Below are 23,313 nucleotides of genomic sequence, written 5' to 3'. Positions count from 1 at the left end.
GCTGACCCTATGCTGGGGAACTATGAGCGCTCCCGGGAAAATCATCATGATCCGGCACGGCCAGTCCGCAGCCAACGCGGACACCTCCATCTACAACAGGGTGCCCGACTACCGGATTCCGCTGACGGAGCTGGGGCTGGAGCAGGCGAAGGCCGCCGGGGAGCGCATCCGCCGCGAGCTGGATGGCCAGCAGGTGAGCGTTTACGTGTCTCCGTACCTGCGCGCCTACCAGACGCTCGAGGCGCTGAATCTTGGCTCGCTGACGGAGCGGGTGATCGAGGAGCCGCGGCTGCGCGAGCAGGACTGGGCCAACTTCCAGCTTTCCGGCGACATCGAGGACCAGAAGGAACTCCGCAACGCCTACGGCCATTTTTTCTACCGCTTCCGGGAGGGCGAGTCGGGCTCCGACGTCTACGACCGGATCTCCTCCTTCATGGAAACCCTGTACCGGCACTGGTCCAAGCCGGACTACTCCCCCAACGCCCTGCTGGTGACGCACGGCCTGACCATGCGCCTGTTCTGCATGCGGTGGTTCCACTGGTCGGTGGAGTACTTCGAGTCGCTGAACAATCCGGAAAACGCCGAGATCCGCATGCTGGTTCAAAACAGCCAGGGCAAATACGACCTCGACACGCCCTTCACCCAGTGGGTGGACCGCAGGATGGACGAAACCGTCCTGGACGCCCCGCCGGTGATCTTCTAGGCGGCGCTGTCCTCGTTCTCGCCTTGCGTTACGGGCCGGCCACGATCACTTCGGTGCCGCGCGCTTCGAACGCGGCCTTGTCCGCGGCGGAAATGCCCGAGTCGGTGATGAGCCGGGTGAAGTTGTAGCCGTCCATGGTGGCGAACGCCCTGCGGCCCACCTTCGAGGAGTCCGCGATCACGTAGGAGACGCTGGCGCGGCTGGCCAGCAGGGCATTGACTGTCGCCTCCGCCTCGCCGGTGTTGGTGGGCCCCACTTCGGCATCGACCCCGTTGACCCCGATGAAGGCGATGTCCAGCACCACCTTCTGCATGATGATGTCCGTGTACGGGCCCACAAGCTCATAGGACCGGGTATTGAGGATGCCGCCGGTCACCATCACCTTGATGTTGGGCCGGACGGCAAGCTGCGAGGCGATGTTGATGGCGTTGGTAACCACCGTGAGGGTGGGCTGGTTCGACGGCGAGTTGAGGTCCTCGCGGGTAGCCAGGATCTGCGCCAGGGCGGTGCTCGTGGTGCCGCCGCACAGCCCGATCACCATGCCCGGGGCGATGAGCGCCGAGGCGGCGAGGGCGATCTCCTGCTTGGCCACGGCGTGGTCGTCCCTGTTGTACCTGCCGGGAAGGTCGTAGGCCAGGGCGCCGGTGGTAGCGCCGCCACGGGTCCGCGTCAGGAGCCGCCGCTTGGCCAGGCTGTCCAGGTCGCGCCGGGCGGTTGCCGGTGACACGCCGAGCCGGGTGACGATTTCCTCGACCTCCACCTGGCCGGCCTCGGCAAGGAGATCCAGGATGGCCGTCAGTCGGTCGGTGCGGGTCATGCAGGGCCTTTCAATCCTAAAACGTCACGAAAAATGACGGATTTTGATTCTATCAGACCCCTAATGATCATTTTGCGTCACCTTGCACGGCCGGTGACCCCGCCTGACACTACCGTGCACGCACCCCCGCGCGCCAAACGGCGTGCGTGAGCGGCATGCCGGGCCGGTACGCCAGGTGGGTGGCGGACGGGGCGTTGAGGACGTGCAGGTCTGCCCGGTGGCCGACGGCGATGGAGCCCACCGCCCGTTCGCCGTCGACGTCGTTCCCGGACTCGCGCCGCAGCGCCAGGGCACCGCCGTACGTCGCCGCCCGGACGGCCTCGTGGACGCTCAGGCCCATCTGCAGGACGGCGGTGGTGACGCAGTACGCCATGGAACTCGTGTAGGACGTGCCGGGATTGCAGTTGGACGCGAGCGCGACGGGCACGCCCGCATCCAGGAGCTTCCGGCCGGGCGCCAGAGGCTGGCGGGTGGACAGATCGCAGGCCGGCAGGCAGGTGGCCACGGTTCCCCGCGTGCCCGTTCCGGCGGCGGCGTCCCAGCCGGACCATGTGGCGGCGAGATCGGCGATGTCCTGCCCGGAAAGATAGTTGACGTGGTCCACGCTCGCCGCGCCGAACTCCACCGCGAGGCGGACACCGGCGCCGTGGCCCAGCTGGTTGCCGTGGACCCTCAGGCCCAGTCCGGCGTCGCGGCTGGCCTGCAGCACCGCGCGCGACTGCTCCTCCGTAAAGGCACCCTTTTCGCAGAACACGTCCGCCCAGCGGGCGTACGGAAGCACAGCGTCCAGCATCGGGCCGCAGGCGAGTTTGGTGTACTCGTCCGGATCCACGCCTGCCGGCACCAGGTGTGCACCCAGATAGGTGACCTCGTCCGCCACCGTCGAGGCGATGCGGGCGCTCCGGGCCTCCTGCTCGATGTCCAGGCCGTAGCCGGTCTTCGTCTCCAGGTACGTCGTGCCCTGCGACACGGCCTCGGCAATACGGCCCTGCGCCAGCCGCGTAAGGTCGTAGTCGCTTGTGTTCCGGGTGGCCTCGGTAGTGACCGCGATGCCGCCGGCGCTGTACTCCTCCCCTGCCATCCGGGCCTCGAACTCAGCCGTCCGGTCGCCGGCGAAGATCAGGTGCGTGTGGGAGTCCACCCAGCCGGGCAGCAGGGCCCGGCCGCCCGCATCCACGGCGTCATCGGCGGCCGGGGCATCCGTTGCCCGGCCGATCCAGGAGACCCGTTCCCCCTCGATCACCACTGCCGCGTCTTTGAGGACACGGTGCTCCGCGTCCTGGGTCATCAGTTCGGCAATGTTGGTGATCAGCGTGCTCATGGATCCATTCTTCAGTGCCGGATGGACCAGCGCGTGGCAGCCAGCGCATCCGCCGTCCGGGATACCGGACCGGCGCCGCTGTCTTGCCCCACACCGCCCGCATGTCCGGCACTCTGTGCGTCACGGCCGTTCGGGCCCGCCAGGATCTGGGCCGCGGCCAGTTCAGCGATGCCGGACGACGTCTGGAAACCGTAGCCGCCCTGGCCGGCGAGCCAGTAGAACCCGCGGGCCTCGGCGTCGAACCCCACTACCGGGACGCCGTCGGCCGCCTCGGTGCGCAGGCCGGTCCAGGCCGTCCGGACGGTTCCGATCCCCAGCGTCGTCAGGGAGTTGAGCCGGGAGATGAGCCGCTCCACGTCCCCGGGACGGGGACGCGCGTCCTCCGCCGGGCTGGCCACGTGTTCCGACGGCGAGATCAGCACGTCGCCGCCTTCCTTGCGGAAGTAGAAGGAGTCGTCGGCGGCGGCCACCATGGGGCTGCCTTCCGGCAGCGGATGGCCGACGCCGACAATCGCTGCCGTGCGCCGGTACGGCTGCAGGCCGATCTTCTCGACGCCGCTCAGCACCGCCAGCTCGTCTGCCCAGGCGCCGGCCGCGTTGACCAGCACGCCGGCGGAGAAGCCTTCCTGCCCGGCGCCGACCTCCCAGCCTGATCCCAGCCGCTGGGCCGAGTGGACGCGGGCGCCGGTGACGATGTCCACGCCGGCTGCCGCGGCACGCGCCCGGTGCCTTTCCAGCAGCGCCGGGGCGTCGCACCCGAAGGACCCGGTGTCCAGGCCGGCTGCGGAGAAGGATTCGGGCTTCAAAGCCGGGCACAACCCGAGCGCTTCGTCATGGCTGATCAGGCGCATCTCGCCGCTGGCCTCGGCGCGCACGGTTTCGTCATCTCCGATGAGCAGAAAGCTCCGCGGCGACAGCACGGGCCGGGACTGTCCGGCGTCGTCCGCCGCGATCAGTTCCAGGGTGCGGACGGTCAGTTCCTGCACCACCGGCGGGCCGTAACTGGGTATCAGCTGCCGGGCCGAACGCGAGGATGTGTGGTACGCCAGCTGCTGCTCCGCCTCCACGAGGGCCACGGTGCATTTGCCGGCCAGCGCAGACGCCAAGGACAGCCCGGCAATCCCGCCGCCCACAATGACTACGTCATAGGTTGATGCCATGGGCTCAATCTTTACAGATGCCCGGAACCTGCGCAGTCACGATGCCTGCGCAGCCACCGCGTCCCGGCTCTTGACGAACGCCTGGACGCAGGTCTCGACGTCGTCGGCGCTGTGTGCCGCGGACAGCTGGACGCGGATGCGGGCAGCGCCGCGCGGCACTACAGGGAAGCTGAAGGCCGTGACGTAGACCCCGTGCTGGAGCATCTGGTCAGCCACCTTTGCCGCCAGCACGGCGTCGCCGAACATGACCGGCACAATGGCGTGTTCGCCCTCGAGCAGCTCGAAGCCTTCCTCGGTCATCCGGCGGCGGAACAGCTCTGCGTTCCGGAAGAGGCCGGCCCGCAGCTCCCCGGAGGTCTGCACCAGATCCAGTGCCTTGATGGTGGCCGCTACGATGGCTGGCGCCAGGGAGTTGGAGAAGAGGTAGGGGCGGGCCTTCTGCCGGAGCATGGCCACCACTTCGCCGCGGCCGGACACGTAGCCGCCGGAAGCACCGCCAAGCGCCTTCCCGAAGGTGCCGGTGAAGATATCTACACGGTGGGCAACCCCGGCGTGTTCGGGGGTCCCGGCACCGGTGGCTCCCATGAACCCGACCGCGTGGGAGTCATCCACCATCACCAGGGCGTCGTGCTTCTCGGCGAGGTCGCAGATGGCCTCCAGCGGGGCAAGGTAGCCGTCCATGGAGAAGACGCCGTCGGTGACGATGATCTTCCGCCGGGCGTCCTTGGCCTCCACGAGCTTCGCCTCCAGGTCGGCCATGTCCTGGTTGGCGTACCGGAACCGCTGCGCCTTGCAGAGCCGGATGCCGTCAATGATGGAGGCGTGGTTCAGGGCGTCGGAGATGATGGCGTCCTCCGGCCCGAAGAGTGATTCGAACACACCGCCGTTGGCGTCGAAGCAGCTGGAGAACAGGATGGTGTCCTCCGTGCCGAGGAACTTTGAGACCCTGGCTTCGAGTTCGAGGTGGAGGTCCTGGGTGCCGCAGATGAACCGGACGCTGGCCATGCCGAAGCCGCGCTCGTCCATGGCGGCCTTGGCCGCCGCGATGATCTCGGGGTGGTCGGCCAGGCCCAGGTAGTTGTTGGCGCAGAAGTTCAGGACGGGCGAGCCGGACTCCCCGATCTGCCCGGCCGTGATGTGGCTGGCCTGGGCGGAGTCGATGTGCCGTTCGGTCTTGTAGAGGCCTGCGGTGCGGATGTCGTCCAGCTCGGCAGCGAGCTGGTCTTTGATGGCTGAGTACATGGCGGGTTCTCCTCGGCTGGGAAACTGTCAGAAACTGTGGATGGGCAGGCGGCCGGGTTTTTCGGGCCCGATCTTCAGGCCGGGGTGTGGGTCAGACTTCGGACCAGTCGAGCACCACTTTGCCGCCGACGCCAGCCTTCGCGATCTCGAAGCCCTTCTCCCACTGGGTGGCCGGCAGCACGTCAGTGACCACGGCGGAGATGCTGGCGTGCACCGCGGGGTTGGAGGACAGCATGGCGCTCATGGCGTACCAGGTCTCGAACATCTCGCGGCCGTAGATGCCCTTCAGGGTCAGCATATGGGTGACCACCTTGCCCCAGTCGATGTCGATGGACTGGCTGGGGAGGCCCAGCATGGCGATGCGTCCGCCGTGGTTCATGTTGTCGATCATCTCCGGCAGCGCCGTGGGATGGCCGGACATTTCCAGGCCGATGTCGAAGCCCTCGCGCATGCCCAGTTCCCGCTGCGCCTCGCGGACCCGCGTCTTGGAGACGTCAATGGCCAGGTCCACGCCGAGCTGCCGGGCGAGCTCGAGCCGCGGTGCCGAGACGTCGGTGATGGCGATCTTGCGGGCACCTGCATGCCGGGCGACGGCGATGGCCATGAGGCCGATCGGTCCGGCGCCGGTGATCAGCACGTCCTCGCCCACCAGCGGGAAGCTCAGCGCGGTGTGCACGGCGTTGCCGAAGGGGTCGAAGATGGCGCCGAGCTCGGGCGTGACGGAGGGGTCCTGGTGCACCCAGACGTTCGTTTCCGGGATGACCACGTACTCGGCGAACGCCCCGTCCCGCTGCACGCCCACGCTGACCGTGTGGATGCACATCTGGCGGCGGCCGGCGCGGCAGTTGCGGCAGATCCCGCAGACGATGTGGCCTTCGCCGGATACCCGGTCGCCCACCTTGACGTAGCGCACGTCCTCGCCCGTGGCCACCACCTCGCCATAGAACTCGTGGCCGGCGATCAGCGGCGCCTCGATGATGCCCTGCGCCCAGGCGTCCCAGGACTGGATGTGCAGGTCCGTTCCGCAGATGCCGGTGGTCAGCACGCGGATCTTGACCTCGCCGGATCCGGCCTCGGGTTCCGGGCGGTCGGTCAGTTCAAACCCGGCGTGTGCGCCGGACTTGTAGAGGGCCTTCATTGGCTTCCTAACGTTCGGCATGCGGTGGCATGCGGGGAAATCTCCCTTCATTAGAGCCACTCCAGACCCGTTAGCACAAGGGGAATTTTCTCAATCGACGATTAAGGAATTGCTAAGGAATAGGATGGACGGCATGGAGATCCACCAGCTCGAAATGCTGCGGGAGCTTGGCGCGCTGGGAAGTGTCAAGGCCGTGGCCGATACCCTGCTCGTCACGCCGTCGGCCGTGTCCCAGCAGCTCGCCCAGCTGCAGAAAAGCGTCGAGGTGCCGCTGACGCGCAAGGAGGGCCGGAACCTGGTCCTCACAGAGGCAGGCCAGGTGCTGGCTGACGCGGGTGCCGCCGTCGTCAGCGCCATGGCCGACGCGCGGATGGCGATCGGCGCGTACCACAGCTCCACGGTGGCGCCGGTGACGGTGAGCGGTTTCCACAGCGCGGGGCAGGCGCTGTTTGCGCCGCTGGCCCGGCTGCTGGACGGCCCGGACAAGCCGAAGGTGCTGCTCTCCGACGAGGACGTGGCGCAGCAGGACTTCCCCGCGCTGACGGCGCGGTATGACCTGGTGCTGGCCCACCGGATGGACCACAGCCCCAAGTGGCCGGAGGAAAGGGTGGCAGTTATTCCGTTGGCGCACGAGCCGCTGGACGTGGCACTGCCGGCCGGCCACCGGCTGGCCGGGCAGGCGGCGCTGACGGCGTCCGACGTCGTCGGTGAACCCTGGGTGACCAGCCGCGCCGGCTACTCCCCCGCGGACGTGCTGTCCGCCGTCGCCGCGGTGTCCAGCCGGGAGCTGAACATCGTGCACCGGATCAACGACTACTCCACGGTGGCAGCGCTGGTGGCGTCGGGCAGCGTGATTGGCCTGCTGCCGCGGCACACGGCGCGGCCCGTGCTGAACCCGGACATTGTGCTGCGGCCACTGCACGGGATCAGCACCCGGCGCCGGATCGATATCCTGGCGCGCCCGGAAAACCTGAAGCGCGCGTCGGTCCGGGTGGTGTGCGAGGCGCTGCAGGACATCATGGCCCGCCTCAGCCACGGTTAAACCCAACTGGGTCGCAGTTGTTGTCGTTATGAGCCCTCAAAACGACAACAACTGCGACCCAGAATCGGGTTACACGCGGCTAGGCGGTGACGCCAAGCTTCTCCAGGATCAGCTCGCGCACGCGGCCGGCGTCGGCCTGGCCGCGGGTAGCCTTCATGACACCGCCGACGATGGCGCCGATGGCCTGCACCTTGCCGCCACGGATCTTCTCCGCGACGTCGGGCTGCGCGGCCAGGGCCGCGTCGATCGCTTCCAGGAGCGGGCCGTCGTCGGAGACCACGGCCAGGCCGCGCTTCGCGACGACCTCGGCCGGAGTGCCCTCGCCAGCGAGCACGCCGTCGAGGACCTGGGAGGCCATCTTGTTGTTGATCTTGCCCGCTTCCACCATCTTGCTGAGTTCCACGATGGTGGCCGGTTCGATGCCGAGCTGGCCGGGGTCGACGTCGGCGGCCTTGGCGCGGCCCACGATCTCACCCATCCACCACTTGCGGGCCACGGAGGCCGTGGCGCCGGCGGCGATGGTTTCCTCGATCTCGTCCAGCACGCCGGCGTTGACGACGTCGCGGAACTCCAGGTCCGAGTAGCCCCAGTCCTGCTTCAGGCGCTTGCGGCGCTCGGCCGGCGGCTCGGGCAGGGTCGCGCGGAGCTCCTCCACCCACTCCCTGGAGGGAACAACGGGAACCAGGTCCGGCTCCGGGAAGTAGCGGTAGTCGTCGGCGTCGGACTTTTCCCGGCCCGACGTCGTCGTGCGCGTGTCCTCGTGCCAGTGGCGGGTTTCCTGAATCACCGGCTCACCGGAGTCCAGGACGGCGGCGTGCCGCTGGATCTCGTAACGGACGGCGTGTTCGACGGCGCGCAGCGAGTTTACGTTCTTCGTCTCGGAGCGGATGCCGAAGCGTTCGCGGCCGTGCGGGCGCAGCGAGACGTTGGCGTCGCAGCGGACGTTGCCGCGCTCCATCTTGGCGTCCGAGACACCCAGGTTCTTGACGATTTCACGCACTGCGGCGACGTAGGCCTTGGCGAGCTCGGGGGCCCGGGAACCGGCGCCCTCGATCGGCTTGGTGACGATCTCGACGAGCGGAACGCCGGCGCGGTTGTAGTCCACCAGCGAGTACTCAGCGCCCTGGATGCGTCCGGCCGAGCCGCCGAGGTGGGTCAGCTTGCCGGCGTCCTCTTCCATGTGCGCGCGCTCGATGTCGACGCGGAACACGGTGCCGTCCTCGAGTTCGATGTCCAGGTAGCCGTCATACGCGATCGGCTCGTCGTACTGCGACGTCTGGAAGTTCTTCGGGGTGTCCGGGTAGAAGTAGTTCTTCCGGGCGAAGCGGCAGGATTCGGCGATCTTGCAGTTCAGTGCCAGGCCGATCTTAATGGAGGACTCCACCGCGGTCTTGTTCACCACCGGCAGGACCCCTGGCATGCCCAGGTCCACCTCGTTGACGTTGGTGTTGGGCTCGTCGCCAAACACGTTGGGAGCGGAGGAGAACATCTTGGTCTTGGTGTTGAGCTCCACGTGGACCTCGAACCCCAGGACGGGGTCGTACTTCTCCATGGCCTCTTCGAAGCTCAGGGTTGCGTCAGACATCAGTGTGAACCTCCGTGGCTCGAAGCAGCAGTCGAAGCGGCGAGTTCGGGGGCCTTGGCCAGCAGCGGACCGCCCCACTTCGCTTCCAGCAGGGATTCCAGGACAGCGCCCACCCGGTAGAGCCGTGCATCCTCGCGGGCCGGCGCCAGCAGCTGGATACCGACGGGCAGTCCGTCCTCGTCGGCCAGGCCGCCGGGCAGGGACAGGCCGGGGACGCCGGCCATGTTGGCGGGAATGGTGGCGACGTCGTTGAGGTACATGGCCAGCGGGTCGTTGAGCTTCTCGCCGAGCTTGAAGGCCGTGGTGGGGGCCGTCGGGGAGATCAGCACGTCGGCCTTGGCGAAGGCAGCCTCGAAGTCGCGCTGGATGAGCGTGCGGACCTTCTGTGCGGAGCCGTAGTAGGCGTCGTAGTAGCCGGCGGACAGCGCGTACGTGCCCAGGATGATGCGGCGCTTGACCTCGTCGCCGAAGCCGGCGGCGCGGGTGGCACCCATGACGCGTTCGATGGTCAGGGGCGGATCCTCGGGGAGCACGCGCAGGCCATAGCGGACGCCGTCGAACTTGGCCAGGTTGGAGGACGCCTCGGACGGCATGATCAGGTAGTAGGCGCCGAGGGCGTACTTGAAGTTGGGGCAGGAGACCTCGACGATCTCGGCCCCGGCCTCCTTGAGCAGCTCGAGGGACTCGTTGAAACGGTTCTCGACGCCGGCCTGGTAGCCCTCGCCGTGGAGTTCCTTGATGATGCCGATCTTCATGCCGTCGACGTTGCCGAGGCGCGCCGCCGCAACGAGGTCGCCCAGCGGGTCCGGCAGGGAGGTGGAGTCGTGCGGATCGTGGCCGCCGATGACCTGCTGCAGCAGCGCCGAGTCCAGGACGGTGCGCGAGACCGGGCCGATCTGGTCCAGCGAGGATGCCATGGCGATGGCACCGTAGCGGGACACGCCGCCGTAGGTGGGCTTGACGCCCACGGTGCCGGTGACGGCGCCGGGCTGGCGGATGGATCCGCCGGTGTCTGTGCCGAGCGCCAGCGGCGCTTCGAAGGCGGCGACGGCGGCAGCGGAGCCGCCGCCCGAACCGCCGGGGATGCGGTCCAGGTCCCACGGGTTGCGGGTGGGGCCGAAGGCCGAGTGCTCGGTGGAGGAGCCCATGGCGAACTCGTCCAGGTTGGTCTTGCCCAGGATCGGCATCTTGGCGGCGCGCAGCTTCTTGACGACCGTGGCGTCGTACGGGCTGTGCCAGCCTTCGAGAATCTTGGAGCCGGCCGTGGTGGGCTGGCCGATGGTGACGATGAGGTCCTTGACGGCGATCGGAACGCCGGCGAGCTCGTGCAGCTCCTCGGCGGCCTGCCCGCCGGCGGCGCGGATGGCGTCCACCTCGGCGGCGACGGCGAGTGCTTCCTCGGTGTTGACGTGCAGGAACGCGTTGACGCCGCGTTCTCCCCCGTCGACGGCGGCGATGCGGTCCAGGTGCGCCTGGGTGACCTCGACGGCGGTGACCTCACCGGCGGCGAGCTTCGCGGCCAGCTGGGCTGCGGAAAGACGGATGAGTTCCGTGCTGTTGGTTTCAGTCATGTTCTAGTCCTCATCCAGGATTGCCGGGACCTTGAAGCGGTCTGCGTCCGAGTCCGGAGCGCCGGAGAGTGCCTGCTCCGCGGTGAAGGTGTGGCCCACCTCGTCCTCGCGGAACACGTTGCTCAGCGGAATCGGGTGCGAAGTAGCCGGAACGCCGTCGCCGGCGGCCTCGCTCACGGACTTAACCGCGTCCACGATGACGGCAAGTTCGCCGGCCATCCTGTCCAGCTCTTCAGCACTCATCTCAATGTGCGCGAGCCGCGCTAGGTGCGCGACGTCGTCACGGTTGATCGCAGCCATGGATCTCCCTGCAAGTTCGGAATGGGTTTCCGAACTAGTCTACTGTCACGTTGCCCTGCCGCTTTCCTGCTACTCACCTTCCGGCCACGGAGCGGGACAACAAGCAACGCGGGGTCACTTAGCGCCCATCCGAAGGTCCGGATTGGGCGGCAAGTGACCCCGCGATGCTTGTTTCTGCTGTCTAGTCTCCTTAGTGGATGCCGATGGCTCCGGTCAGGATTGCTACTGCCAGCATGACCAGGGCGACGACTGCGCTGCGCCAGAGGACCTTTTTGTGGTGGTCGCCCAGGTCTACCTTGGCCAGGGAGACCAGCAGGAGGATGGCGGGGACCAGCGGGCTCTGCATGTGGAACGGCTGGCCGGTGATGGAAGCGCGGGCCATCTCGGCGCCGCTGATGCCGTAGTGGGCGGCCGTCTCACTCAGGACGGGCAGCACGCCGAAGTAGAAGGCGTCGTTGCTCATGAAGAACGTCATGGGGATGCTGAGGACGCCGGTGATGACTGCCATGAGCGGGCCCATGCTGGACGGGATGATCTGCACCAGCCAGGCGGACATGGCCTCGACCATGCCGGTGCCCTTCAGGACGCCGGTGAGGACGGCGGCGGCCATAACCATGCTGACGACGGCCACGATCGACGGCGCGTGGGCAATGAGCTGGGCGCCCTGGTCCTTGACATGCGGGAAGTTCACCAGCAGGGCGATGGCCGAGCCCACCATGAAGACGTACGGCAGGGGCACGAGGTCGGCGACGAGCATGCCCATGACGGCGACGGTGAGGGCCAGGTTGAACCACTGCAGCTTGGGGCGCAGGGTCTTGCGGTTGGGGTCCAGGGCGGTGTCGGCCATGGCGGTGTCGGTGTCGTCGACGAGGATCTCGGTGCGTTCCAGGACGGCAACCGAGGAACCTTCGGGGGAACCGCCGACGGCGGGGCCGCCCGTTGCGGGAACAGGTGCGGAACCACGGACCGAACCACCGCGGCCGGTGCGGCCGCCGCCGGCGGGAGTACCGCCGTCGAACCCTTCTGCCGTTTCCGGCGTTCCCCAGATCTCCGGCTGCGTGGCGCGGAGACGGTTGCGTTCCTGCAGGCCCAGGATCCAGGCGAAGACCAGGACGACGGCGAGGCCGGCGACCAGCGACGGAATCATGGGGACGAAGACCTCGTTGACGTCGATCTTCAGGGCGCTGGCGGCGCGGGCGGTGGGGCCGCCCCAGGGAACGATGTTCATGGTGCCGTTGGCCAGGCCGGCAACGCAGGTGAGGACGACCGGGCTCATCTTCAGCCGGAGGTAGATCGGCAGCATGGCCGCGGTGGTGAGGATGAAGGTGGTGGAGCCGTCGCCGTCCAGGGATACGGCAGCCGCGAGCAGTGCCGTGCCCAGGACCACCTTGGCGGGGTCATTGCCGAGCTTGCGCAGGATGAACCGGACCAGCGGGTCGAACAGCCCGACGTCGATCATCAGGCCGAAGTAGATGATGGCGAACATCAGCAGCGCCGCGGTGGAGGTCATGGACTTCATCGAGTCCATGACCATGTCGCCGATGCCGAGGCCGGCGCCAGCGAAAAGACCGAAAACGGTGGGGACGATGATCAGCGCCAGCACTGGCGTCAACTTCTTCGTCATGATCAGCACCATGAAAACCGCGATCATGGCGAATCCAAGTAATACCAGCACAGCCGGCTCCTTTTAGTGAACGGCACCACCCCGGTGTGATGCGTACTACAGAGGTTAGAGTGGCCCCGATCACGGCAGTGCCTTTGGCTCAATTGATTGGCATACTGCTTATTGGGAGCATTTTGCGCATTTTGCTCAAACGCCCTGCTGCCAGCCTGGAACGGCAGCCTGCAGCCGTTCGACACACAGAGGAGTGCCATGATGAGCCCAGCCGGCAGGCTTCCGCTCAGGTTCTCCACCCAGACACTGCTCCTGCAGCTGGGCGTGGTTCTGCTCGTTGTGCTCCTCAGCGGCGCGGTACATGCGTGGCTGACCTTTGAACGGCTGGGCCGCGAGGCGGAAAACCAGGCACTGACCCTCGCCCGGACCGTGGCCTCGGACCCTTCGGTGCGGGCCAACGTGCAGGCCATCAGCCGGCAGGCGGGCACTCCCCCGCCCGCGGAGCTGAAGGCCGGGCCGCTCATGGCGGTGGCCGAGGGCGCCCGCACCCGCACCGGCGCCCTGTTCGTGGTGATCACCGACGAGACAGGGCTGCGGCTGGCCCATCCCGACGCCGACCGGCTGGGTGAGCGGGTCAGTACTGACCCGTCCGAGGCGCTTGCCGGCCGCGAGGTGACCACCCGCAACACCGGCACGCTGGGCCCGTCGGCCGGCGCGAAGGTCCCGGTGTTCGCACCGGACGCATCTTCCGGTGCGGGGACTGGCTCAGGTTCCCGGACCGTAGTGGGCGAGGTCAGCGTTGGCTATTCCACCGAGTCCATCGGGCAGAGCCTGGCCCGGGACATCGTGCCGATCGTGCTGACCGCGGCCGGCTCGCTGGCCGCCGGGGTCCTGGCGTCGTTCCTGCTCAGGCGCCGGCTGCAGCGGCTCACACTCGGGCTGGAACCCGAGGAAATCGGCGCGTTGGTGCATGACCAGGTGGCGGTCCTCGAGGGCGTGGACGAGGGTGTGGTGGGCATCTCCGCCGACGGCCGGATCAGCGTGTTCAACGCCGCAGCCCAGCGCCTCCTCTGCCAGCCCGACCTCGCGGGCCAGCTATGGCAGGACGCACCGGTGCCGGCCCAGCTTAAGGCACTGACCCTGCCGGATGCCCGGGAGGGCGAGGCGGTGGAGCTGGTCGCCGGCGAACAGGTCCTGGTGGCCAGTGCCCGGAAGGCGCTGCACCGCCGCGAAGACCTGGGCTGGGTGGTCATGCTGCGCGACCGCACGGAGCTCCAGCACCTGACCCGGCAGCTCGACGCGGTGGGAACCATGTCCACTGCCCTGCGTGCCCAGCGGCACGAGTTCGCCAACCAGCTGCATACGATCGCCGGGTTCATGAGCATCGGCCAGCACCAGCAGGCGCGCGACTACCTTGAGAAGCTCGCCGCCACGGGTCCGCTGAAATTCCCCGTGGACCAGGCCGAACTGCTGCAGGACCCGTATCTGCAGGCGTTCATCGGCGCGAAGGGCGTGGAGGCCGATGAGCGCGGGGTATCGTTGCGGATCGGGCCGGAAACCCTGGTCCGCGGCCAGGTGACGGAGCCGCAGGACGTCACCACGGTGCTGGGTAACCTGATCGACAACGCGGTCAACGCGGCGGTGGCCGGCACGGCCGCGGAGCGCTGGGTGGAGCTTGAGCTGTTGGATAGCGAGGGCGACGGCGGCGGTACGCTGCACGTCGTCGTCGCCGATTCCGGCGACGGGCTGCCGGAGGGCAGCACTCCCGAGGCGGTATTCGCAGAAGGGTTTACGACGGCGGCCGGCAATGGTGTGCGGGGAGCCGTCCGAGCTGGCGGCGGCCAGGGGCTGGGCCTTGCCTTGGCGCGTCAGCTGGCCCGGCGGCGCGGAGGCGACGTGACGGTGCTGGAGCCGGGGAACGTCGGTGGCCCGGGCGCCGTGTTCATGGCCACGCTGCCCGGCACCACCACTGCGGCCACAACCGCGCGGAAAGCCTGATGGGCGCGCAACGCTTGCTGGGCGCCGGACAAGACTGATGGAGACCGGACGGAAGGACGAGGATGTCTGAGGATTTCAGGGTGCTGATCGTGGATGACGACTTCCACGTCGCCAAGCTCCACGCTGCCTATGTGGATTCCGTGGCAGGGTTCCTGGCGCTGCCGCCGGCGGGTTCGGCGTCGCTGGCACTGCAGTCCATCCACAGCCTGCGCCCGGACCTGGTGCTGCTGGACGTGTACCTGCCGGACGCCTCCGGCCTGGACCTCCTGCACCAGCTGGACGTGGACACGATGATCCTCAGCGCGGCATCGGACGCCGCGTCGCTGCGGACCGCGTTCCGGCGCGGCGCCCTCGGATACCTGCTCAAGCCGTTCACCGCCGAGTCGCTGTCCCAGCAACTTCGGTCCTATGCCCGGTACCGGCGGATCCTTGGCCAGCCCGGAGCTTTGGACCAGGACACCGTGGAGCGGGCAAAGCGGGCGCTCATTCCGGGCGACGTCTCACCGTCGGCCAAGCCGCGTTCGGCGACGGAGGCGGCGGTGCTGGAGTCGCTGGTTCCCGGCGAGCAGTACTCGGCGGCCGACGTCGCAGGCCGCGTTGGCGTGTCCCGGGCAACCGCCCAGCGGTACCTGTCCTCGCTGGCGGACGACGGCGCCGTCGAGATCCAGCTCCGTTACGGCACCACGGGCCGGCCCGAACACCGCTACGGCCTCCCGGGTTCCTAGAGGCGCGCGAACTGGCAGGTAACGCCCTTAAAACCGGAATTTGAGGGCATTACCTGCCAGTTTGAGCCTGAGGCCCCGCCGCTCGGCACGAACCCGCCTTTTAGGCTGCTTCCCTGCCTGTCCCGGGCGCAGTCCCGGGAGGAGCGGAGCTTTCGGGCAGGTCGGTGCTTTGGGGCACACGGGGTTGATCAGGCACGACTGGGTCAAGTGCCTTGAGTAGGGCGTGGATGTGTGGTGGCCAGCGGGGTGGTTCCCAGTCGGGTTGTTCGCTGGGGTAGTGGCGGCCGGTGGGCGAGGTCCAGCCGGGTGGGTCGTTGGCGCTGGCGGCGGTGGGTGTCCAGGCGGTGTTGTGTTTGAGGCGGTGGTGTTTTGGGCAGGGCTGGGCAAGGTTGCTGATTCCGGTGGGTCCGCCGCGGGCCCAGGCGAGAAGGTGGTCGGCGTCGTTGTCCAGGGAGTGGTTGTTGCAGTTGGGGAACGTGCATTTCGCGTCCCGAAGCCGGAGCCACTGCCGCATGGGCTTGGGGATGCGGTAGCTGGTCCGTCCGATTTCCAGTGGTGCTCCGTCATGGGGGTCGGTCAGCACTCTGCGGAAGGACGGGGCGTCCGCGACGAGTGCGCGGGCCATGGAGGGCGGGATCGGCCCGTAGCCGCTGAGCATGGCGGGTTCCTCGGTCAGGCCGAGCAGGGAGAGCGCCGGAACGGTGACCAGGACCTGGGCCGCGGGCGAGGGCACGCCACCGGCGGGAACCAAACCGGCCGGAACTTGGCCGGGGAGGCGGTCGTCAACAGCGCCGCCGCCGGCTACCTCGGTGAGGCCTGCTTCAGGTTCGAGGCCGGCGGTGAGGAGCCAGGTTGAGGCGGCGTCGGCGCGGAGTTGGGTGAGGGTCCGGGTTTCGTCGGGTCCTTGCATGACGCGGGCGGCTGCGGTGGTGCGGTCCCAGATCCCGGCCGCCTGGTCCGCGGGCAGGTAGGCCGAGAGCCAGGCCATCCCGTCCCGGTCCGGGGCGTACTCCACCCGACGGTCCGCCGCCGAACGGGCGTGCCGTTTTTCGATGCTGACCGGGTGGTGCCGCTCCCGCCAGGTACGCACCTTCGCCCGGAACCGGCACGGGACGAGCTCCCCTGCCGGGCAACCGCGGGCGGGGTCCGGCGCGTCCGGGTCCAGGAAATGCGCCTCCAACGCTGCTGCCCCGGCCGGATCGAGGTTCGCGGTTTCGTCGACCATGATCCGGGCGTGCTGCCACGACAGGGACCCTGCCTGCAGCCCCGATAGCGTCAGTGGCCGGACTGTGGTCAGCTCAAGGGCCTCGACCAGCAGGGCGCTGGCGGCGCGCTCGCTGATGGTCAGCACACACGCGATCTCCGAGGTCACAGCCATCTCCCTGACCATGCGGTCCTGCGGGGACTCGGCCGGCGACGCCATGGCCTTCTCGGCGTTGGCGTATCCGGCCGTGAGCTGGACCTTCAGGGCCGCGAGGCGGGCCTCCACCTTGGCCACCTCGTGCAGCCCGTCCAAACACGCATCCGCCTGCTCCCGCAAAGGGTCAACATGGGAAGGCGCAGGGTCGTCCTGCAGGGGGACGTTTCCTGCCGCGCGGTCAACGAACACAGCCAGCACCGGAGTAGAGGCGTCGATGGCCTCCATCGTCTCGACAGCAGCACTGCTTTCCATACCCGAAGCATCTCACCGAGCACTGACAATTTAGCGCCGGGCAGGTTAGGCACCTGGTCCAGCGACCGGCGTCGGGAAAAACAAAGCGCGAACTGGCAGGTAATGCCCTCAAAATCGGGATTTGAGGGCATTACCTGCCAGTTCGCGCCTGGTGGAGGTGCTAGCTAGCGCTCTTCTGGGCGACGAGCTCGATTTCCACGAGCATTTCCGGATCCAGGAACGGCAGCACGTGGACCAGCGACAGCGTGGGGCGGATCTCGCCGAAGACTTCGCCGTGCGCACGTCCGGCGTCCTCCCACTTGCTGATGTCCGTCAGGTACAGCTTGGACTGAACGACGTCGGCGAGCGCGAATCCGGCGTCGGCCAGGACGGTCTCAAGCTTCTGCAGGATGAACTGGGTCTGCTCGTAGAAGTCGCTGCCGACGATGCCGTTCTCGCCGCTGGCAGCGGTGGCCGAGATGTAAAGGGTGTTGTCCACCTGGACCGCGCGGGAGTAGCCGAGCTTCTGTTCCCAGACTGAGCCGGTGCCGAACGTCTTGCGCATGCTGCTGCGCCTTTCACTTGGGGTTTTAAGTCGGCTCCACTCTAGGCGGGCCGGACCTCCAGCCTGAAAACCAACAGCTTTATGTCAGTGCCGGGCACATACCAGTCGCGCTCGGGCACCCGCCGGAAGCCTGTCTTCCGGTACAGCCCGTGGGCGCTCTCCCAGTCCCCGCCGGTGGTCAGTGCCACCGCATGTATCCCGTCCAGCGACCTTGCGTGCGCAATGATCGCTTCGACCAGGGCCAGGCCGGCACCGCTGCGCTGCACGGCCGGATCCACCACCAGCATGCGGAACTCAAGCTCGTCGTCCAGCGCGATATCGGCATACTTCTCACCTGCCAGGGCCAGCGTCACCGAGCCGACAATCGTGCCGGTGCGCTCCGCCACCCAGATGGTGGCCCGTTCTGCCCGCGTGGCCACGTCCTGGATCTGCTTCATGTACGGATGGTCCGCGGTCTCGAAGTAGCCGGCCGCCAGATAGGCGTCCCGGGTGATGCGGGCGATTGCCCCAAAGTCGGCGGGGACGGCGGGACGGACGGTGATCTGCGGCTGCACCCGTCAATGGTAGTGCCAGGCAACCGATGCGCCCTGCGAAACAGCTGTTTCCGTGACTGAACTATCACGGTCCCGACGGCGGCGCTTCCCCGCGGCCCGGGACCATTCCGGGCAGCCCGACGACGGCCCGGGAGCCATGCCCGACGACGGTCCGGGGACTTTCCGGGGCCGCGTCCGCGCCGCTCTCCAAAGGAGCCTGCCGGTGTTACGAAGGGAGGCCCCGGAAGGCTCCGAATAACCTGACGTTGCGGCTTTCTTGCGGCGGATTTCCGGGAGTTTCCGGCGGTTTCGGCTTGCGACCCGCACGCTGGCTCCCGTGCTCATGCGCGTGTTTAGTGGTGTCCACCCACCCGCACCGCCAACTGAGGAGGATCCCCATGCCGCCGCACTTAGACCATCCGAAACGTCCCACCCGCCGCCAGCTGCTGGCCTGGTCCATTGCTCTTCCCGCCATCGCCGCGCTGACAGCCTGCAGCGTCCAGGCCACTGCGGCCGGCGAAACAGACTCCGATGCATTGAAGGCGCCGCTGGCCTCACAGGTTCCGGCCGGCACCGAACTGGTGGTGGGCGATCCGACCACTCAGGTCGCCCTGGAACTGTCCGGGCAGATCGACAAGTTCACCTTCCCCATCAAGTTCGCCAACCTGTCCGGCGGCCCGCAGACCACTGAGGCGTTCCGCGCCAAGGCCCTCGACGTCGGCTCCGTGGCGGACATCCCGCCGATCCACGCCACGTGGACCGGCCTGGACGTGAAGATCATTGCGAGCCAGTACCGCGCCAATGCGGTCCGATTCCCCGTCTACGAACTCGGCATTGCACCCAAGGCCGGCATCAGCAGCCTGGCCGACCTCCGGGGAAAGAAAATCGCCTACAGCCCCGGCCAGGCACAGGGCGCGCTGGTCCTGCGGATCCTGGAAAAGGCAGGGCTCAAGCAGAGCGACGTGAAGCTCGTGGAGCTGCCCAGCACAGGGGACGTCTACCCCACTGCCCTGGCGGCAAAGCAGGTGGATGCCGCTCCCTTGGGCGGGGTCAATATCAAGCGCTACCTGGCCAAGTACGGCGGCGAAGGCGCCACCACCATCAAGCACGGCCTCCGCGACGATCCCGGCCACCTCTACGCTCCGGTCCAGGTGCTGCAGGACCCGGCCAAGGCGGCCGCCCTGCGTGAATACGTGCAGCGCTGGGGTGCCGCGCAGCGCTGGATCGAGGACCACCCCAAAGAATGGCGTGACGGGTACTACGTCCGCAACCAGAACCTCAGCGCAGAGGACGGCGACTACCTCATCAAGGCCGCCGGACGGAAGGACATCCCCACCTCGTGGACAGATGCCATCGCCCGTCACCAGGAGACCATCGATCTGCTGGCCCGCGAACAGCAGAAGCCGCCGTTTGACGCCCACAAGCTCTACGACGTCCGGTTTGAGTCGATCGGCGGCACCGCCTTTGCAGATGGCTCTGCTGCAATCTCCGGTGCCTCGCCTGCAGCACCGGCCCCGGCGGCCACTCCATCTGCCGCAACCACCGGGGCCCGGCCATGACCGCCGGAGTGCTGGTCCGGAAACTGGCCGCCGGCGTTTCCCGGCCTGCCGGCACCGGCCAGCCAGGTCGGGAACCCAACAACGGCGAACCCAGCGACCGGAAGCCCAACAGCGACGATTCCAACAATGGGAAACAACGCAACGAATCAGGCAACGGAAATTCCGACAGTTCCGGCGCCCCGGACCGCCGGCCGCTGACCCGGCGGCTGGGCCCGGGTCCGCGGCGCCGGTTCGCCGCCCTCGCCGGCCCGGCACTGCTTCTGGCCGCCTGGTGCCTCGCCTCCGGCACGGGCCTGCTCGACCCGCGCATCCTCTCCGGGCCCTGGACCGTCGTCGCCACCGCCGGTGAACAGCTGGCCGCCGGGAAACTGCAGGAGCACCTCGGAATTTCTGCCCAGCGGGCGGCCCTGGGGCTGTTCTTCGGAATCGTCCTCGGCGTGGTCCTCGCCCTTGCTGCCGGGCTTAGCAGAGTGGGCGAGGCCCTGATAGACGGGCCGGTACAGATCAAGAGAGCCATCCCGTCACTGGCGCTCCTGCCCCTGCTTGTCCTTTGGTTCGGGATCGACGAGACCATGAAGGTCCTCACCATCACCCTGGGTGTGTTCGTCCCGATCTACCTGCAGACCCACGCCGGACTGCGCAGCATCGAAACCAAATACGTGGAGCTGGCCCAGACAGTGCGGCTGAGCCGCCTGGCATTCATCAAAAGAGTCGTGTTGCCGGGAGCCCTGCCGGGGTTCTTCCTCGGTCTGCGCTTTGCGGTGACCGGCGCATGGGTCTCCCTCGTCGTCGTCGAACAGATCAATTCAACCAGCGGCATCGGCTACATGATGGAGCTCGCCCGAACCTACGGCCAAACCAACATCATCGTCCTCGGCCTGGCCGTCTACGGAATCCTCGGACTCCTCTCGGACGGCGCCGTCCAACTCCTGCAACGAAAGGCACTTTCATGGCAACGAACGATGGCCGGCTGACCCCGACCGCCGTGACCCCGACAGCAACGGTCAGCGTGCGCGGCCTCATCCGCGGCTACGGACCGAAGGGCGTCCTGAACGGTGTGGACCTCGACATCGCCGCCGGCGAGTTTGTGGCACTGCTGGGTCCCAGCGGCTGCGGGAAAAGCACCCTGCTCCGCGCCCTCGCCGGACTGGATCATGAGGTCAGCGGAAGCGGAACGGTGACCGTGCCCGCCAAAGTCTCGGTGGTCTTCCAGGACTCCCGGTTGCTCCCCTGGGACTCAGTGCTGGGTAACGTCACGCTGGGCCTGCAGGACCACGACGCCGAAGAACGCGGCCGCCGTGCGCTCGCCGAAGTGGGACTCGCCGGACGCGAAAGGGCGTGGCCCCATCAACTCTCCGGCGGGGAACAGCAGCGCGTTGCGCTGGCCAGATCCCTGGTCCGCGATCCCGAACTGCTGCTTGCGGATGAGCCCTTCGGGGCGCTGGATGCGCTGACCCGGCTCAAGATGCACAGCCTGCTGGCGGACCTGGTGGCCGCCCATCAGCCTGCCGTGCTGCTGGTCACCCACGACGTGGATGAAGCGATCGCGCTGGCGGACCGCATCGTCGTGCTGGACCACGGCAAGGTGGCGCTGGAACGGAAGGTCATTTCAGGAACCAACCGTGCCCCGGACGACGCCGGCTTTGCGGGGGTGCACTCCGACCTGCTGGGAGCCCTGGGTGTGGACCGGCACCGCGTAGAAGCGGCTGCTTAGAAACCGCCGCCTAGAACTGCCGCCCGGAACTCCAGCCAGACCGTCCAGCCCAGACGCCCACGCCCCGGCACGTCGACAGCCAGACACTTTCGAAAAGGACCGAACCATGAGCACTCCCGAACGCACGCTGCACCTGAACGCCTTCCTGATGAGCACCGGCCACCACGAGGCATCCTGGCGGCTGCCGGAAAGCGATCCCCTGGCGGGGACCGACGTCCGCCACTTCCAGAACCTGGCAACCATCGCGGAACGCGGCAAGTTCGACTCCGTCTTCTTCGCCGACTCCCCCGTGATCTTCGGCGACGTGGGCCGGCGGCCCGCCGGGCGGCTGGAGCCCACGGTGCTCCTGACGGCCCTGGCGGCGGTAACGGAGAAGATCGGCCTGATCGCCACGGCCTCCACCACGTACAACGATCCCTACAACCTGGCCCGGCGTTTCGCCTCCGTCGACGTGGTCAGCGGTGGCCGCGCCGGCTGGAATGTGGTGACGACGGCGGGCCCTGACGCCGCGCGCAACTTCGGCATCGAAGACCAGCCGTCCCATGCGGCGCGCTACGAGCGGGCGGCGGAGTTCCTCGATGTGGCCGGCAAGCTTTGGGACAGCTGGGACGACGACGCCGTGGTCGCGGACAAGGAGTCCGGGATCTGGGCCGATCCCGGCAGGGTCAGGCCCATCAACCACACAGGCAAGCACTTCAGCGTGCAGGGGCCGCTGAACGTCCCGCGCTCCCCGCAGGGCTATCCGCTGCTGGTCCAGGCGGGCTCGTCCGACGACGGCAAGGACCTCGCTGCCAGGTACGCCGAGGCGGTATTCACCGCCCAGCAGACCCTCGCCGATGCGCAGGCCTTCTACTCCGACCTGAAAAGCCGGGCCGCCGCCGCGGGGCGGGATCCGGAAGGGATCAAGATCCTCCCGGGCATCGTGCCGGTGATCGGGTCCACCGAAAGCGAAGCCCGGAGGCTGGACCAGCAACTCGAGGACCTCATCAAGCCGGAGTACGCGAGGGCGCAGCTGGCCAAGACGCTGCGGGTGGATCCGGATGATCTTGCCCTGGACCGCCTGCTTCCGGCGGATCTTCCCAATGAAGATGAGATCGAGGGCGCGAAGAGCCGGTACACGCTGATCGTCCAGCTGGCCCGCCGGGAGAACCTGACCGTCAGGCAGCTCATCGCCCGGCTTGGCGGCGGGCGCGGGCACCGGACCTTCACAGGGACGCCGGAGCAGGTGGCAGACGCCATCGAACTGTGGTTCCGGAACGGCGCCGCGGACGGTTTCAACATCATGCCCGCGGTGCTCCCGTCGGGGCTGGAAACGTTCGTGGACCACGTGGTTCCGGTACTCCGGGCCAGAGGCCTGTTCCGTGCCGAATACACCGGCAACACGCTGCGCGGGCACTACGGCCTGGAGCGGCCGCTGAACCGGTACTCCGGTGCTCTCGCTTTGAATTCGGTGTAGACCCGGACGCCCGCCGGGACCATAATTCCTGCACCGCATGTTCAACACTCGCGGTGCAATGGAATGAAGGGAAGAGCCCATGAACGAGGAAGGGGCTCCGCGGCTTACCGTCGTGCAGCCCGGACAAGGCAGGGAAGCACCGCTCGGCGGCATCGGCGTCGTGTTCAAGCTCTTTGGCGAGGACACCAACCAGCAACTGTCCATCGTGGAGCACCCGTTCCCGGTGGGCGCGCTGGTGCCGCCGCACATCCACACCCGCGAAGACGAGTACTCGATCGTCATCGAGGGCGAAATAGGATTCCGGTCCGGTGACCGCGAGGCGGTCCTGGGTGCAGGCGGGTACATCACCAAGCCACGGAACGAACTTCACACCATGTGGAACGCGGGCAAGGTGCCCGCCCGCATGATCGAGGTGATCAGTCCGGCCGGATTTGAGCACTTCTTCTGGGGCCTGGCCAACCACATCGAAGCCGGACTGCCGGACCCCGAGACGGTCGAGAAACTCGCGGCCCACTTCGGGCTGCGCTTCGCCGAGGCGCCGTGGCTGCCGGACATTATTGCGCGCTACAACCTGACGCCGCCGCGGATGTGAACCGCGCGCATGTGAACCCGCGCATG

Annotated in this window: 21 protein-coding genes; 9 read left to right on the top strand and 12 right to left on the bottom strand. The window is 67.8% G+C overall.

Translation table 11 applies throughout. The features are described from left to right. Positions 1-22: 22 nt before the first annotated feature. Positions 23-703 carry a histidine phosphatase family protein gene (locus tag ACFVTE_RS10725; RefSeq protein ID WP_387100113.1) on the top strand — a complete coding sequence of 227 codons (681 nt, stop codon included), beginning with the start codon at positions 23-25 and terminating at the stop codon, positions 701-703. A gap of 28 nt (positions 704-731) precedes the next feature. On the opposite strand, the gene ACFVTE_RS10720 is transcribed toward ACFVTE_RS10725, so the two are convergent. The 5 genes from ACFVTE_RS10720 to tdh form a co-directional block, all read right to left on the bottom strand. Further along, positions 732-1,520, bottom strand: coding sequence for a DeoR/GlpR family DNA-binding transcription regulator (locus ACFVTE_RS10720; RefSeq protein WP_387100110.1), 789 nt, complete (start codon positions 1,518-1,520; stop codon positions 732-734). 109 nt (positions 1,521-1,629) lie between these two features. Beyond that, positions 1,630-2,841 carry an amidohydrolase family protein gene (locus ACFVTE_RS10715; RefSeq protein ID WP_387100108.1) on the bottom strand — a complete coding sequence of 404 codons (1,212 nt, stop codon included), beginning with the start codon at positions 2,839-2,841 and terminating at the stop codon, positions 1,630-1,632. Positions 2,842-2,852: 11 nt separating this feature from the next. Further along, positions 2,853-4,001, bottom strand: coding sequence for an NAD(P)/FAD-dependent oxidoreductase (locus tag ACFVTE_RS10710; protein WP_387100105.1), 1,149 nt, complete (start codon positions 3,999-4,001; stop codon positions 2,853-2,855). Positions 4,002-4,037: 36 nt separating this feature from the next. Then, the gene (locus ACFVTE_RS10705; protein WP_387100102.1) at positions 4,038-5,243 is read right to left on the bottom strand and encodes a glycine C-acetyltransferase; all 1,206 of its coding nucleotides are present in this window, start codon (positions 5,241-5,243) and stop codon (positions 4,038-4,040) included. Positions 5,244-5,334: 91 nt separating this feature from the next. After that, complete coding sequence (gene tdh, locus ACFVTE_RS10700; RefSeq protein ID WP_387100100.1) at positions 5,335-6,381, bottom strand: L-threonine 3-dehydrogenase; 1,047 nt, start codon at positions 6,379-6,381, stop codon at positions 5,335-5,337. 133 nt (positions 6,382-6,514) lie between these two features. Between tdh and ACFVTE_RS10695 the strand changes: the two genes are divergently transcribed. Beyond that, positions 6,515-7,423 (top strand): LysR family transcriptional regulator, encoded by a 909-nt coding sequence (locus ACFVTE_RS10695; RefSeq protein ID WP_354263396.1) that lies wholly within the window; start codon positions 6,515-6,517, stop codon positions 7,421-7,423. 79 nt (positions 7,424-7,502) lie between these two features. Here the strand turns inward: ACFVTE_RS10695 and gatB are convergent, their stop codons facing one another. The 4 genes from gatB to ACFVTE_RS10675 all read right to left on the bottom strand — a co-directional run bounded on the left by gatB (position 7,503) and on the right by ACFVTE_RS10675 (position 12,554). Further along, positions 7,503-9,008 carry an Asp-tRNA(Asn)/Glu-tRNA(Gln) amidotransferase subunit GatB gene (gene gatB / locus ACFVTE_RS10690; RefSeq protein WP_387100098.1) on the bottom strand — a complete coding sequence of 502 codons (1,506 nt, stop codon included), beginning with the start codon at positions 9,006-9,008 and terminating at the stop codon, positions 7,503-7,505. Beyond that, positions 9,008-10,579 (bottom strand): Asp-tRNA(Asn)/Glu-tRNA(Gln) amidotransferase subunit GatA, encoded by a 1,572-nt coding sequence (gatA, locus tag ACFVTE_RS10685; RefSeq protein WP_387100095.1) that lies wholly within the window; start codon positions 10,577-10,579, stop codon positions 9,008-9,010. Before gatA ends, gatB begins: the two co-directional genes overlap by 1 nt. Before the next feature lie 3 nt (positions 10,580-10,582). Beyond that, positions 10,583-10,879: an Asp-tRNA(Asn)/Glu-tRNA(Gln) amidotransferase subunit GatC gene (gatC, locus tag ACFVTE_RS10680; protein ID WP_003802035.1), complete on the bottom strand. Its 297-nt coding sequence runs from the start codon at positions 10,877-10,879 to the stop codon at positions 10,583-10,585. Between the two features lie 190 nt (positions 10,880-11,069). Beyond that, positions 11,070-12,554, bottom strand: a complete 1,485-nt coding sequence (locus tag ACFVTE_RS10675; RefSeq protein ID WP_387100093.1) for a CitMHS family transporter — start codon at positions 12,552-12,554, stop codon at positions 11,070-11,072. A 198-nt stretch (positions 12,555-12,752) separates the two neighbouring features. Between ACFVTE_RS10675 and ACFVTE_RS10670 the strand changes: the two genes are divergently transcribed. Beyond that, the gene (locus ACFVTE_RS10670) at positions 12,753-14,492 is read left to right on the top strand and encodes an ATP-binding protein (protein WP_387100090.1); all 1,740 of its coding nucleotides are present in this window, start codon (positions 12,753-12,755) and stop codon (positions 14,490-14,492) included. Positions 14,493-14,554: 62 nt separating this feature from the next. Further along, the gene (locus ACFVTE_RS10665) at positions 14,555-15,217 is read left to right on the top strand and encodes a response regulator (protein WP_387100088.1); all 663 of its coding nucleotides are present in this window, start codon (positions 14,555-14,557) and stop codon (positions 15,215-15,217) included. 100 nt (positions 15,218-15,317) lie between these two features. Here the strand turns inward: ACFVTE_RS10665 and ACFVTE_RS10660 are convergent, their stop codons facing one another. From ACFVTE_RS10660 to ACFVTE_RS10650, 3 genes are all read right to left on the bottom strand, one after another. Beyond that, entirely contained in the window at positions 15,318-16,889 is a 1,572-nt protein-coding gene (locus ACFVTE_RS10660) for a DUF222 domain-containing protein (protein WP_387100086.1), read from the bottom strand. A 160-nt stretch (positions 16,890-17,049) separates the two neighbouring features. Further along, positions 17,050-17,433, bottom strand: coding sequence for a RidA family protein (locus tag ACFVTE_RS10655; RefSeq protein WP_387100084.1), 384 nt, complete (start codon positions 17,431-17,433; stop codon positions 17,050-17,052). A gap of 41 nt (positions 17,434-17,474) precedes the next feature. Beyond that, entirely contained in the window at positions 17,475-17,987 is a 513-nt protein-coding gene (locus ACFVTE_RS10650; protein WP_387100082.1) for a GNAT family N-acetyltransferase, read from the bottom strand. A 377-nt stretch (positions 17,988-18,364) separates the two neighbouring features. On the opposite strand from ACFVTE_RS10650, the gene ACFVTE_RS10645 reads away from it, so the two are divergent. The 5 genes from ACFVTE_RS10645 to ACFVTE_RS10625 all read left to right on the top strand — a co-directional run bounded on the left by ACFVTE_RS10645 (position 18,365) and on the right by ACFVTE_RS10625 (position 23,287). Beyond that, positions 18,365-19,525 (top strand): ABC transporter substrate-binding protein, encoded by a 1,161-nt coding sequence (locus ACFVTE_RS10645; RefSeq protein ID WP_387100080.1) that lies wholly within the window; start codon positions 18,365-18,367, stop codon positions 19,523-19,525. Next, positions 19,522-20,499 (top strand): ABC transporter permease, encoded by a 978-nt coding sequence (locus ACFVTE_RS10640; RefSeq protein WP_387100077.1) that lies wholly within the window; start codon positions 19,522-19,524, stop codon positions 20,497-20,499. Before ACFVTE_RS10645 ends, ACFVTE_RS10640 begins: the two co-directional genes overlap by 4 nt. Next, positions 20,475-21,239, top strand: coding sequence for an ABC transporter ATP-binding protein (locus tag ACFVTE_RS10635; protein WP_387100074.1), 765 nt, complete (start codon positions 20,475-20,477; stop codon positions 21,237-21,239). The genes ACFVTE_RS10640 and ACFVTE_RS10635 overlap by 25 nt, the downstream gene beginning before the upstream one ends. 106 nt (positions 21,240-21,345) lie before the next feature. Next, positions 21,346-22,695 carry an LLM class flavin-dependent oxidoreductase gene (locus ACFVTE_RS10630; RefSeq protein WP_387100072.1) on the top strand — a complete coding sequence of 450 codons (1,350 nt, stop codon included), beginning with the start codon at positions 21,346-21,348 and terminating at the stop codon, positions 22,693-22,695. 79 nt (positions 22,696-22,774) lie between these two features. Continuing rightward, on the top strand, positions 22,775-23,287 hold the full coding sequence (locus ACFVTE_RS10625) for a cupin domain-containing protein (RefSeq protein WP_387100070.1): 513 nt from the start codon (positions 22,775-22,777) through the stop codon (positions 23,285-23,287). The last annotated feature ends 26 nt before the right edge of the window (positions 23,288-23,313 follow it).

The sequence above is a fragment of the Arthrobacter sp. NPDC058097 genome (assembly GCF_042884885.1).
GTDB lineage: Bacteria > Actinomycetota > Actinomycetes > Actinomycetales > Micrococcaceae > Arthrobacter.
Note: the sequence above shows the minus strand (reverse complement) of the source record. Positions and strands in the feature narration are given on the sequence as shown.